General features: G+C 63.6%; 13 protein-coding genes. 8 read left to right on the top strand and 5 right to left on the bottom strand.

Annotation, left to right across the window (positions count from 1 at the left end; all coding sequences use genetic code 11):
- Positions 1–116: 116 nt before the first annotated feature.
- Both V7D81_RS21530 and V7D81_RS21525 read right to left on the bottom strand, forming a co-directional pair.
- On the bottom strand, positions 117–1,256 hold the full coding sequence (locus V7D81_RS21530) for an ABC transporter permease (protein WP_324320177.1): 1,140 nt from the start codon (positions 1,254–1,256) through the stop codon (positions 117–119).
- A 50-nt stretch (positions 1,257–1,306) separates the two neighbouring features.
- The gene (locus tag V7D81_RS21525; protein ID WP_324320175.1) at positions 1,307–2,446 is read right to left on the bottom strand and encodes an ABC transporter permease; all 1,140 of its coding nucleotides are present in this window, start codon (positions 2,444–2,446) and stop codon (positions 1,307–1,309) included.
- Positions 2,447–2,673: 227 nt separating this feature from the next.
- Here V7D81_RS21525 and V7D81_RS21520 point away from each other — a divergent pair, with 227 nt between their 5' ends.
- Genes V7D81_RS21520 through V7D81_RS21505 form a run of 4 tightly spaced genes read left to right on the top strand, consistent with a single transcriptional unit; the run spans position 2,674 to position 5,028 of the window.
- A complete protein-coding gene (locus V7D81_RS21520; RefSeq protein WP_324320173.1) occupies positions 2,674–3,060 on the top strand; it encodes a hypothetical protein in 387 nt (128 codons plus the stop codon).
- Complete coding sequence (locus V7D81_RS21515; protein WP_324320171.1) at positions 3,057–3,248, top strand: helix-turn-helix transcriptional regulator; 192 nt, start codon at positions 3,057–3,059, stop codon at positions 3,246–3,248. The genes V7D81_RS21520 and V7D81_RS21515 overlap by 4 nt, the downstream gene beginning before the upstream one ends.
- Before the next feature lie 3 nt (positions 3,249–3,251).
- Positions 3,252–4,157: an alpha/beta fold hydrolase gene (locus tag V7D81_RS21510; protein WP_324320169.1), complete on the top strand. Its 906-nt coding sequence runs from the start codon at positions 3,252–3,254 to the stop codon at positions 4,155–4,157.
- A gap of 25 nt (positions 4,158–4,182) precedes the next feature.
- On the top strand, positions 4,183–5,028 hold the full coding sequence (locus V7D81_RS21505) for a phytanoyl-CoA dioxygenase family protein (protein WP_324320166.1): 846 nt from the start codon (positions 4,183–4,185) through the stop codon (positions 5,026–5,028).
- A 15-nt stretch (positions 5,029–5,043) separates the two neighbouring features.
- Here V7D81_RS21505 and V7D81_RS21500 read toward each other — a convergent pair whose 3' ends face one another.
- Positions 5,044–5,451, bottom strand: a complete 408-nt coding sequence (locus V7D81_RS21500; protein WP_324320164.1) for a VOC family protein — start codon at positions 5,449–5,451, stop codon at positions 5,044–5,046.
- Between the two features lie 67 nt (positions 5,452–5,518).
- Positions 5,519–7,885: a membrane-bound PQQ-dependent dehydrogenase, glucose/quinate/shikimate family gene (locus V7D81_RS21495; RefSeq protein ID WP_324320163.1), complete on the bottom strand. Its 2,367-nt coding sequence runs from the start codon at positions 7,883–7,885 to the stop codon at positions 5,519–5,521.
- Between the two features lie 331 nt (positions 7,886–8,216).
- Between V7D81_RS21495 and V7D81_RS21490 the strand changes: the two genes are divergently transcribed.
- Positions 8,217–8,654: a cupin domain-containing protein gene (locus V7D81_RS21490; protein WP_324320161.1), complete on the top strand. Its 438-nt coding sequence runs from the start codon at positions 8,217–8,219 to the stop codon at positions 8,652–8,654.
- Positions 8,655–8,684: 30 nt separating this feature from the next.
- Here the strand turns inward: V7D81_RS21490 and gloA are convergent, their stop codons facing one another.
- On the bottom strand, positions 8,685–9,200 hold the full coding sequence (gloA, locus tag V7D81_RS21485) for a lactoylglutathione lyase (RefSeq protein WP_324320159.1): 516 nt from the start codon (positions 9,198–9,200) through the stop codon (positions 8,685–8,687).
- Positions 9,201–9,298: 98 nt separating this feature from the next.
- Here gloA and V7D81_RS21480 point away from each other — a divergent pair, with 98 nt between their 5' ends.
- The 3 genes from V7D81_RS21480 to V7D81_RS21470 all read left to right on the top strand — a co-directional run.
- Positions 9,299–10,111, top strand: coding sequence for an SDR family NAD(P)-dependent oxidoreductase (locus V7D81_RS21480; protein ID WP_324320157.1), 813 nt, complete (start codon positions 9,299–9,301; stop codon positions 10,109–10,111).
- A 67-nt stretch (positions 10,112–10,178) separates the two neighbouring features.
- The gene (locus tag V7D81_RS21475; protein WP_324320155.1) at positions 10,179–10,970 is read left to right on the top strand and encodes an SDR family NAD(P)-dependent oxidoreductase; all 792 of its coding nucleotides are present in this window, start codon (positions 10,179–10,181) and stop codon (positions 10,968–10,970) included.
- Positions 10,971–11,032: 62 nt separating this feature from the next.
- Positions 11,033–11,712: MFS transporter (locus tag V7D81_RS21470; RefSeq protein ID WP_324320153.1), on the top strand; the 680-nt coding region annotated here is incomplete at its 3' end.

Below are 11,712 nucleotides of genomic sequence, written 5' to 3'. Positions count from 1 at the left end.
CCATCTGGTTCGTCATGGGGACGCTCGCGTTCACGTTCCTGCCGTGCTGAGCGGGTATCGCAGACCCGCAGGTCACGGCCACATGGCCGTGACCTGCAACGCACGGCAAGCCGACGTCAGTCCGCCCTCAAGGCGCTGACGATCGGCATCCGGGCTGCGCGAACGGCCGGCAGCAGCCCGCCGGCAAGTCCGACAACGGACGCGACGACGACACTGATCGCGACCAGATCACCAGTGATCGCGAGCTGATAGACGACCTGCGACCCGCCCATGGCGCTGCTGATCGTGTTGACCGAGCTGCCATCGAACAGACTGTAAGCCAGCATCACTCCTGCGCCGGCGCCCAGTAGCGCCAGCAGCAGCGCTTCCAGCACGACGGCCGTGGCCACTGCGCCCGGCAGGAATCCGAGCGCACGCAATGTCGCGATTTCGGTCGAACGATCGATGACGGCGGAGTACATCGTATTGAGAGCGCCGACGAGCGCGCCGATGGCCATGATCGTCCCGATGAAGTAAGCGATCAGATTGAGCAGTCGATGCATGGAACGGGACGTCACTGCGACATAGTCAGCTTCTCGCAGAACGTCGACTTCGAGCATCGGGTTGCTGGTCAGCGCGTCTTTGAAATGCCGAAACTCATCGGGGCTCTTCAGCTGCGCCACCACGGTTGAGAAGCCGTTCGATTGATACGCGGCAATCAGCGTTTCCGCGTCCGCGAGCAGTCCCGATTCGTCGGAGCTGCCCTCGCTTTCAAACGTGCCGACCACGGTCCATTCGCCGTCACGCAGCACGATGCGATTGCCGATTGCCAGTCCCGCGAAGCGCTTCTGCGCTGTGAGTCCCACCGCGACCTCATGCACTGCCGGCCTGAACCAGCGTCCCGCAACGAGCTTGATTTCCGGTCTCAATGCTGAACTTCGTGGCCCGACTCCCCGCACGGCGATATACGCATCCTTGCCGTCGCTTCTACTCGCAACAACTGCGGTCAGAACCTTCTCGGCAGATGCGATGGGATGACCGCTGGAATCCCGCCGGATCCCCGGACTGTCGAAGATGGTATTGACCGCCTCGCGCGACAGGTTGCTGCTTGCCTGCGAATCGCTCCCACTGCTGAGAACGACCAAGCGGTCGTCGCGAACGGTTCCAGCAACCGTGCGAGTGAAGCCCGCGGAAAGCGCAAGGACGGATATGAGAACCGCAACCACACCAGTCATGCCGATGATGACCGCGAGGATGGAACCGAGACGCTGCCGCATGCCCAGCAGGCTGACGGCAGTAAGCGCGGCAATCTGTCGAACTGCAGTGCTCATCGACGTAGCGCCTCCACGATGCGCAGTCGCCGGGCTCGCATTGCCGGTAGCGCGGCGCTGATCAGCGCCAGAATCACGGCTACACCCATTCCTGCGGCCGCCACCTGCCAATGGAAGTGCTGCAATCCGATGAAGCTCTTGAGCCGAGGAAAGAGCACGGCGGCGATTCCCAATCCCAGGACCGCCGCAACTCCGCACAGCAGCGTTGCCTCGGCCACAACGATCGAGAGCACACCGACGTTGGAGAATCCCAGGGTTTTCAGGACAGCGAACTCCGGCACCCGCTCCCGTCCCGACTGGATCATCGTGTTGGCGGTGATGAACAGCAATGCGAAGAACACAGCGCCACAGATCGCATTGGTGAAGAACTGGAAATCGCCGAATCGCTGGAGGGCTACTTCGGCCTCCTGCTGTTCACTGTAGGTGCGCGTCTCTGCCGGCGAGTTGGCGAACAAAGCATCGATCAGCCTGGCCACCTGCACCGACCGGGTGGGATCCGCGATCTGGACGATGATGACGTCGAACGTGTCGCTGTTGAGCAGCCGCGTTTCGTCGAAGTAATCGTAGTTCACCAGCGCCATCGACTTCTGGCCCGGGCGATCGACGTCATCGAGGATCGCAACCAGCTCGAACGTCCACACCGGATTGCCATCCTTGCGGGCAATCGCCGAATGGAGAGGCACTTTGTCGCCGAGCTTGAGTTGCAGGCGATCGCGCAACGCCGGTGTCATGGCGATACCCGCCCGATTGTTCTTCATGGCGGCGACATACTGCGGCGCCATCGCATAGTCCCGGCGTACGGCGAGATAGCTCTCCACCGAAGTAGCCAATGCGAACATGCGGTTTCGCGGATTCTGGTAGTAGCCCAGGAACACCGTGCGCCCGGCCGCGCCTGCTACGCCAGGAACTGCGAGGATCTTCTCGGCAGCCGACACCGGCATCGGGTTGCCGCCGGGGACCCGCGGCTCACTGAACAGTCGGTCCAGTTGCGCTGCCTCGACGGCCGCATGGAAGCCGGCGTTTATGCCTTGCAGCAGTCCAAACAGGATGAAGGCCACCATCACGGAGAGCAGGGTCAGCACGGATCGAACAGGCTTGCGTATGAGACCAGACCAGATGAGAGGCAGAAACTTCATCCAGGGAGCTCCATGATCGCGTGGTGAGCCGCATCACACAGAGAGTCATGAGCGGTGCTGGCGCTCTGCAAACGAAGGGCATCGTAGCCGCCCCGCCGCCCGATGAGCCAACGATCGATCGCTGCCGAGCGAAGTTCTCCAGATTCGATGTAAAGGAACCTTGACAAGCGGTTCTTCGCGAGTACCCTGTAAAGGACGCTTTACAGACCCCCGCACGGAGAACCGCAATGCTCGAACAGGAAGCCACCCGCAAATACCGCCTCGAACTGGGCGCCAGCCTGGCGATCTATCTGGGCGCTCTGTTCGTCTCCCTCCGTCTCGCCAAGTCCATGGATCCCGGCACCTTGCGCACTGCGCTGCTGATCATCCCTGTCATCCCCGTGATGCTTGCCGTGTGGGCCATTGCCCGGCATTTCCAGCGCATGGACGAGTTCATGCGTCTGCGCAGTCTCGAGAGTTTCGCCGTTGCCGGCGCCGTGACCGCCGGCCTCGCCATGACCTATGGCTTCCTCGAATCGGCGGGCTTCCCGAAGCTCAGCATGTTCTGGGTGTGGGGCGTGATGGGCGCAACGTGGATGCTGGCGACGGTGTGGCGTTGCCTGGTGTCGCGATGAAAAACCTGGTGCGCGATCTGCGCGCCGCCCGCGGCTGGAGTCAGGGCGATCTGGCCGACAGGCTGGAAGTCTCGCGCCAGACCATCAACGCAATAGAGACGGGACGCTACGACCCCAGCCTGCCGCTCGCCTTCGCCATCGCGAAGCTGTTCGGCAAGCCGATCGAAAAAATCTTTCTGACGGAGTAACCCATGAGAGCCGCGATTCTTGCGGGCGTCGCCTGCGCCCTCGCCTTCTTCACGCCGGCACTCTCCGCCAGCGAGGAGTCCGCCGTAGCGTCCTTCGACTCCGGCGCCTTGCGCGTCGAACAACGGAGCACGAAAGGCCCGCCGCTGATTTTCATCCCTGGCCTCGCGAGCGGCACTTGGGCGTGGCAGAGCGATGCCGAACGCCTCGCCAGGACGTACACGGTGTACGTGGTGTCGGTGCCGGGCTTCGACGGACGTCCGGCGATTGCCGGCACCACGCTCGACTCTCTCGCACAGGATCTGCGCAAGCTCATCGGCGACAGGCATCTCGAACGACCCGTGCTCATCGGGCACAGCATGGGCGGCACACTGGGCATGGCCTTCGCGACCGAACATTCCGGCCTGATTGCCGGCGTCATCGCTGTCGATGGACTGCCGGTTTTCCCCGGTACCGAGCATATCGGCCCGGATCGCAGCGTCCTCGCCCAGGGCGCACGTGCGCAACTCGAAAGTCAGACGCCCGAACAGTTCGTCGCGTACCAGCAGATCTACATGAAGCACGTAGGCGCGATCGACGAAGCGACGGCGACGAAGATCGCCGAACTCTCCAGCCGCAGCGATCCGAAAGCCGTGGCCGACTTCGCAGCCCAGCTACTGCTGCTGGACCTGCGCCCGAAGCTCGCCTCGATCAAGGTGCCCGTGGTCGAGATCTCGCCCTTCCATGCCCCGGACTTCGCCGCGATGAATGTCGACGAGGCCATGAAGACTCACTACTACCGCATGCTGCTCAGCGGCGTCGAAAAGCTCGAGGTGTTGTCCGTGTCGCCGGCCCGTCACTTCGTCATGTTCGACCAGCCGGAAAAATTCGCGACGACGCTCGACCAGGCACTCGCAAAGGTGTACGAGTGAAGCTGCGTTACCCGAGGTTCCTGTCATGAACAGTACGTTGCAGCTGCCGCCCCTTACCCGCGATCCGGACGAAGCGAAACGCCATCTCGACGAGTATGGGCTCGCGCGCCTCGCCGACGCGCTGTCGCCCGAAGAGCTGCAGTCGGCCCGCGCGCGTCTGTCGGAGCAGGCGGACGCGGAAAAGGCGGCAGGATGCTCCTATCACGATGGCGCGAGCCCCACCGGCCCCACCGCGGGTGCGCCGAATCAGCGGGTCTGGAATCTGATCAACAAGGGCGAGATCTTTCGCCGCGTCGCCACGTCGGGCCGCATGCTCGATCTCGTGCGGCACGTGCTGGGACCGGACATCCTGCTGTCGTCGATGACCGCGAACATCGCACGCCAGGGCGGCAGGCCCATGGCGATCCACTCCGACCAGAACTACATCCCGGTGGAAACGCCCTATCCGATGGTTTGCGACGTCGCCTGGATGCTCGTCGATTTCACCGAGGAGAACGGCGCGACCCGCGTGATCCCGGGCAGTCATCGCTGGGGACGACTTCCCCGTGCCGATGAGCCGTTGACGACGGTCGCTGCCACGGGCCCCGCCGGCACCGCGCTGATCTTCGATGGACGTTTGTGGCACGGCACCGGCGCGAACGTGACGGGCGAGTCGCGCTACGCGATGTTCACCTACTACTGCCGCGCGTTCCTGCGCCAGCAGGAGAACTTCTCGCTATCGACCTCGCCGGAGGTGCTCGCACAGGCATCGCCCGCCTTGCTCGCGCTGCTTGGATTCCAGGTCTGGCACACGCTCGGCATGATCGAAGGCACGACGCACGGCTCGATCAATCCGCGTCCGGCGCAGTTCTCGCAGGAACTGCCAAGGTAAGGACTGCGGCGCGATTCAGCGCCGCCGCAGCTCGAGCAGTTCGACCAGAAATCCGTCCGGATCCTTCACGAGCGCGTACACCAGGTTCTGGGATTCGGCCACCGTGGGCGGCGTGACGATACGGACACCGGCCGCCTGCAGCTTCTCGATCATCCCCGCGATGTCCGTGACATTGAAGAGGATGCGGCTGAATGCACTGCCGCGCTCATAGGGCTTGTCGCGCTTGGCATCGTGCATGAGGAGGATTCCCGCGCCCGGCTCCTTGCCCACGGGCGCGTAGCCGAGCAGCGTCTCGGTGACGCCGTTGCCGAGATCGATGAATCCTTGCCGGCTCATGCCGAGCAGATCGACGTAGAAGCCGCACGCGCGTTCGACGTCAGGCACGTTGAGGCACACGTAGTCGAGGCGTATCTGTCGTTCCACCACTCTCTGATCCTCCCGAAGAAAAAAGTCCCTTGTCGCGACGTGCGGCCATGTACCGGCGGCGACGTCACTCGCTCGGCAACGCGTAGGCAATGATGTGCCCGCCCGCCGAATCTGTCGGCCCCGTCGGCGTACCGGCGGCGCGACGTCCGAACGCGCGCTGCTCGTTCGGAACCGTGATGACGACGATCTGACGCTTCGTCTTCGGCGACACATAAGTCATCGGCGATGCCTGGGCGCTCGCCGGCAGATAGTCGCGCCACAACTCCTCGCCCGTCGTGACATCGAACGCACGGAAATAGCGATCCATCGTGCCGCCGATGAAGATCAGGCCGCCCTTCGTGACGACGGCGCCGGCCTGCAGCGGCACCCCCATCGGCAGCGGGATGCGAAAGCGCGTGCCCCACGGGCCGATCTCGTTCGTCGTGCCGATGGAACGATTCCACAGCAGCTCGCGCGTCTGCAGGTCGATGACCGCGAGCCGGCCATACGGAGGCTGATTGCAGGGCACGTTGAGCGGCGACAGAAACGGTACCGTCGTCATGCCGTAGGGTGTTCCCGTCTGCGAACTCACGCGCATGCCTTCCTTGATCTCCGCGCGCGGATGCAGCTGCAGGCGATTGCCCATGATCAGCGGATGCGCGACGAGCAGTTGCCGGTCTTCGTCGATCGCGACGCTGCCCCAGTTGAAACCACCCGCATTGCCCGGGAACTGCAGCGTGCCCTGGGTCGAAGGTGGCGTGAAATGACCTTCGTAACGCAGCTTTTTGAATTCGATGCGACACCACATCTGGTCGAAGGGCGTGATGCCCCACATCGTCGCCTCGGACCAGTCGTCGCGGAAGTGCGGCATCCCGACCGAGAACGGCTGCGTCGGCGCCGTGAAATCCTCCGGCACCGCCCCTTGCGGCACCGGCCGCTCTTCCACATCGGCGATCGGTTTGCCGTCGCGGCGGTCGAGCAGGAAGATCTCGCCGCGCTTCGTCGCCTGCGCCACCGCGGGAATCACGCTGCCATCATTCTGCGGAAGGTCCACGAGCGCCGGCTGCGAAGGCACGTCGTAGTCCCAGATGTCGTGATGGACGGTCTGGAACGACCAGCGCACGTCACCGTTCGTGACGTCCAGCGCCACGAGCGCGCTCGTGTATTTCTCCATCTCGGGCGTGCGATGGGCGCCGAAGTAGTCGGGCGTCGCGTTGCCGAGCGGCACGTAGACGAGACCGAGATTGTCGTCGTAGCTCGACATGCTCCACATGTTCGGCGTGCCGCGCGTGTACCACTCCCCTTCCGGCGGTTCGGTGTTCACGCCGGGACGGCCCATGTCCCAGGCCCACACGAACTTGCCGGTCGTCGCGTCGAAGGCGCGAATGACGCCGGAAGGCTCGTTCACTTCGACGTTGTCCATGACCCAGCCGCCGACGATCGCGAGTCCGCGCGCAATCGTGAGCGGCGACGTCACGTAGTAGAAGCCGGGTTTCACCTCGCCCATGCCGGGCAGCAGGCTGATCTCGCCGTCGTTGCCGAAGCTCTGGCAGCGCGCACCGGTCTTCGCGTCCAGCGCGAACACGCGGGCGTCGGTCGTGCCCATGATGATGCGCTCGGGACAATCGCCCGTGTGTTCGGGCGGCGTCTTGAAATAGCTCACGCCGCGGCAGTTGTACGTGAAGCCGCGGTCGGACGCGGTGCTCTTCGAGTCGAATTCCCAGACGAGATCGCCGGACTCCGCATCGAGCGCCTGCACGAAGTTGAACGCGGTGCAGATGTACAGCAGGTCGCCGACCTGAATCGGCGTCGCCTTGAACACGTTCGGCCGGTTCGTGCGCTTGTGCCAGAGTTTTTCGAGCTTGCCGACGTTCTGCGGCGTGATCTGATCGAGACGCGCATAGCGCGTGGCATGCGTCGTGCGTCCGTACTGCGGCCATTCACCGTCGGGAATCGACGCATCGGCCGGCGCCGGCGTCGTCGCGACAGCGCGTTGCGGCATCGCGCGTACCGGCGTCCGTGCAGACCAGGCGAGCCCGGCGATGATCGCCACTGCGACGACGGCAACGGTGCCGACGAGCCTGGGATTGCCGAACAGGGGCGGCGGCGTCACCTGCGAATACAGACTGCGGCGGAGCCACGGCGTCAGGAACCAGAGACCGACGACGAACGGAAACAGCACGCGCGGCATCAACGCCCAGGCGTTCGCGCCGACTTCCCAGAACGCCCACAGCAGCGTGGCGACGAGAAAGCCGCCGTAAACGCGCGAAGCCAGTCGATTGCGCTTGAACAGCAGCTGCGCGCACCAGGCGATCGTCGCACCGGCCAGCGCGTAGTAGAACGATCCGCCGACCGCGATGAGCTTGATGCCGCCGTACAGGTAGGCAGCTGCGATCACCACGAGGATCGCGGCAAAGACATAGGGCGGCCGACGCCGGATTTCTGCTTGCATGAATTCCCCTCGTTGTCGCTGCGGGGATCGCCGCAATGACCGGACGGTCTTGCGATATTCGATATGAGCGTTCGGATCCCCCTCAGCCCAAACCTATATAGCTCATCCGGAACGGCTGCGGCGCCCCGGTCGATGAAAATTTTTCCGGATTGATATCGACGCTGCGGTCGATACCGAAACGCGCGCGTTCGCATCCCGCACGGCGGACCTCGCAGCAACGTCGTTCGGCATCACGACACGGCGCGAGCTGCCGCGGCTGACCGGGTGGACGCTCGGCGGTCGCCGCGATCTAATGGCGACGCATTGAACCCTCAACACAGGAGAATGCGTCATGGCGCTGCCTCAAGAAATCAAACCCCTCAACAGCGAGATTCAGGATGCGCTGGTCAAAGCGACCGACGGACAGTGGATCGAGTACGAGCCGGGCGCATCGCTGAAGATTCTTTACCTCGGCAACGAGTCGGGACAATGGGCCGTGCTGTTTCGCTGGAAAAAAGGCTTCGTCGCCGGCCAGCACAAGCATTTGAGCGGCTCGCACACCTTCGTCCTCAAGGGAAAGCTGCAGGTGCGCGACGGCATTCTGAACGCCGGCGACTACGTCTACGAACCCAATGGCATGTTGCACGGCGAGACCAAGGCGCTCGAAGACACGGAGTACCTGTTCATCTGCCTCGGTCCGCTGCTGATCTTTTCGGACGAGGCGTTCACGGGCTACTTCGGATGGGAAGAGCTGGCGCGCATGCGCGACAACGGCATTGCTGCCACTTGATCGCTATCCGAGATTCGTATTTTTCATATCTCACGTGCCGCGAGTTGCATGCGCCATGATGATGTCGCGCAGCCCGTGCCCGGACAGAATCTCGATCCAGTAGTTATCGGGGTCTTTGATGAACGCGAGACCTTTCATCGAGCCGTCGTCGGGACGCTTGACGAATTCGACGCCAAGACTCTCGAAGCGCTTGCATGCAGCGTGCACGTCAGGGACTGAAATGCCGATGTGCCCGAAGCCTCGCGGATCGGAATTACCGTTGTGATACGCGGCGTTGGGATCGGACTCGGTACCCCAGTTGTGGGTCAGCTCGATGAGCGCCGGCTGTTCGAACACCCATTGGGCGCGCTCGGCCGGATCGGCGGGAACCGGACCTTGCGGATAACCCATGAAGTACAGGGAGAACTTCATCGCCGGGAAGTCGTAGCGATCCAGCAGGGTCATGCCCAGCACGTCCTGATAGAAGGCGACCGAGCGCTGCGGGTCCTTGATGCGCAGCATGGTCTGGTTCATGACGTAGCCGGCGGCTGCTTTTGTGTGACTCATCCAATACTCTCTCGAATGGGGGCGGAGCGTTGCGATCATCGCCTTGAGAGGCGCGCGCGGCAACACGCATCGGCAATGGCTGCAGCGCGAGAACGACCATGAGTCAACGACTCTCCGGAAAAGTCGCCGTCATCACCGCGGCGAGCACGGGCTTCGGCCGCGGCATGGCCGTCCTGTTCGCGCGCCACGGCGCACGCATCGTCATCGGCGATCTGCAGGAAGAAACGGCGGCAGGCAATTTCGACGAGCGGCCTGAGCTGACGACGGCCGCGCTGATCGGCGAATCGGGCGGCGATGCCACGTTCGTCAAGTGCGACGTCACCCGACAAGGCGACGTCGCAGCGCTGGTCGCCGCCGCGACCGAACGTTACGGGCGCCTGGACATCATGGTGAACAATGCCGGCGTCTATCGCGGCGGCGTCCGCATTCACGAGATGACCGAAGACGACGTCAACGCCTGCTGGTCCGTGCTGGTCAAGGGTGCGTGGTTCGGATGCCAGGAAGCCGTGAAGGCGTTCCTCAGGCAAGGCGGCGGCGGCAACATCATCAACATCGTGTCGACCGCCGGGCTGCGCGCACACGAGGGGCAGGCGCCGTACAACATGGCCAAGGCCGCACAGGCCATGCTGACGCAATGCGTGGCCGTCGAGTATGCGAAGCATCAGATCCGGGCCAACGCGATCTGTCCGACGTACGTGAAGACGTCCATGTCGCGGGCCGCCGTCGACGATCCGGTATTCGGCGACGCCGTGCGCAACGTCATACCGCTCGGTCGCTGGGGTGAGATCAATGATGTCGCCGATCTCGCGCTGTTCCTGGCATCGGACGAGTCCCGGTTCATACACGGCGCGCTGATCCCGGTGGACGGTGGGGAAACCCTGAGCGACCTGCTGCATCTGCCGGCGGGCTGACGGGAAATACGATTGAATCATGCGTCCTTCCCCGCTTCGCGGGGCAAGGACAGAACGGGGGATTTACATGAAAGACAACATCAGGCTCGACGACAAAGTCGCGCTCATCACCGGTGCCGGCGGCGTCATCGGCACTGCGACCGCACGACTCATGGCCGCGCGCGGTGCGCATATCGTCGCCGTCGATCGCAACAAGGCGGCGCTGCAGACGCTGGCGACGAAGCTGCCCGGCGACACGCAGTTTCTCGCGCTCGAAGCCGACGTCACCGACGAGTCGGCAGTGCGCCAGTACGTCGAGCAGGCACGGCGCGAGTTCGGCGCCATCCACGTCTTCTTCAACAACGCCGGCATCGAAGGCGGCGCACACGGTGCGTATCGCTTCATCCCCGAGCTGCCGTTCGAAGAATTCAACACCATCATCAACGTCAATCTGAATGGCGTTTTTCTCGGCATGAAGTACGTCATTCCGGTCATGGCCGAACAGGGTGGCGGCAGCATCATCAATACGTCGAGCATCTGCGGCATCAAGGGCTCGGCAGGCCAGGTGGCCTATGTCGCGAGCAAGCATGCGGTCGTCGGCATGACGCGCTCGGCAGCGATCGAATGGTCGGAGAAAGGCGTCCGCGTGAACTGCGTGACGCCTGGCGCCATCGAGTCGCGCATGATGAGCGACTTCCTGGACCTCGCCGACCCCGGCGCGGCGCAGCAACTGCGCAAGAATTTCGAAGCGCAATTGCCCGCGCGACGTTTCGGCGCGCCGGAAGAAGTGGCCGCCGTCGTGGCGTTTCTCGCCTCGGACGATGCGAAGTACGTGACCGGCGCGTTCTATGCGGTGGATGGCGGGATGAGCGCGATGTAGCGACCGCCCCCTCCCCTGCTCGCAGGCAACAGAAAAATCCGGACAGACACAGAGAAAAAAGCATGACCGACGCAGGCAACAGAGTCAGCACCTTCACCAAGTTCGGCTACGGCGTGGGCCTGGGCGCGGAAGGCATCAAGAACAACACCTTCAATGTCTTCCTGCTGTTCTTCTATCAGCAGGTCGTCGGGCTCAGTACGGTGCTGTGCGGTGTCGCGCTCTTCGTCACGCTGCTGGTCGATGCGATCGCCGATCCCGTGATCGGCACCTGGTCGGATGGCCTGCGCTCGAAGCTCGGCCGGCGCCTGCCGTTCATGTATGCCTCGGGCATCCCGCTCGCCATCTGCTTCTTCTGCGTGTTCCATCCGCCGCTCGACGCGAGCCAGGCGGTGCTGTTCGCCTGGGTGGTGTTCTTCGCGGCGGCGACGCGCGTATCGATGAGCCTGTTCTGGCTGCCTCACCAGTCGCTCGTCGTCGAGCTGACGGAGGATTTCGCCGAGCGCACGAGCCTGCAGAACTTCCGCAACATTTTCGCGTGGCTGTTCGGCCTGCTGAATGTCTGGCTCGGCTACTACGTGTTCCTGGCGAGCACGCCGGAATACGAGCTTGGCCTGCTGAATCGGGACGGCTACACGAAGTTTGCGATCTGGGGCGCACTGGGCATGCTCGTCGCGACGTTTGCATCCACGAGCGCGGTGCGGCCTGCGGTACTGCGGGCGCCCGCCACGCATCGGCCGATCAC

Origin of the sequence: Povalibacter sp. (assembly GCF_036735925.1) — a bacterium.
GTDB lineage: Bacteria > Pseudomonadota > Gammaproteobacteria > Steroidobacterales > Steroidobacteraceae > Steroidobacter.
This window is presented reverse-complemented; position numbering and strand designations above follow the sequence as displayed.

Bases quoted from the DNA above. Each gene is read 5' to 3' on its own strand.
- V7D81_RS21530 (WP_324320177.1), bottom strand. From the start codon at position 1,256: ATGCGGCAGCGTCTCGGTTCCATCCTCGCGGTCATCATCGGCATGACT.
- V7D81_RS21525 (WP_324320175.1), bottom strand. From the start codon at position 2,446: ATGAAGTTTCTGCCTCTCATCTGGTCTGGTCTCATACGCAAGCCTGTT.
- V7D81_RS21520 (WP_324320173.1), top strand. From the start codon at position 2,674: ATGCTCGAACAGGAAGCCACCCGCAAATACCGCCTCGAACTGGGCGCC.
- V7D81_RS21515 (WP_324320171.1), top strand. From the start codon at position 3,057: ATGAAAAACCTGGTGCGCGATCTGCGCGCCGCCCGCGGCTGGAGTCAG.
- V7D81_RS21510 (WP_324320169.1), top strand. From the start codon at position 3,252: ATGAGAGCCGCGATTCTTGCGGGCGTCGCCTGCGCCCTCGCCTTCTTC.
- V7D81_RS21505 (WP_324320166.1), top strand. From the start codon at position 4,183: ATGAACAGTACGTTGCAGCTGCCGCCCCTTACCCGCGATCCGGACGAA.
- V7D81_RS21495 (WP_324320163.1), bottom strand. From the start codon at position 7,885: ATGCAAGCAGAAATCCGGCGTCGGCCGCCCTATGTCTTTGCCGCGATC.
- V7D81_RS21490 (WP_324320161.1), top strand. From the start codon at position 8,217: ATGGCGCTGCCTCAAGAAATCAAACCCCTCAACAGCGAGATTCAGGAT.
- gloA (WP_324320159.1), bottom strand. From the start codon at position 9,200: ATGAGTCACACAAAAGCAGCCGCCGGCTACGTCATGAACCAGACCATG.
- V7D81_RS21480 (WP_324320157.1), top strand. From the start codon at position 9,299: ATGAGTCAACGACTCTCCGGAAAAGTCGCCGTCATCACCGCGGCGAGC.
- V7D81_RS21475 (WP_324320155.1), top strand. From the start codon at position 10,179: ATGAAAGACAACATCAGGCTCGACGACAAAGTCGCGCTCATCACCGGT.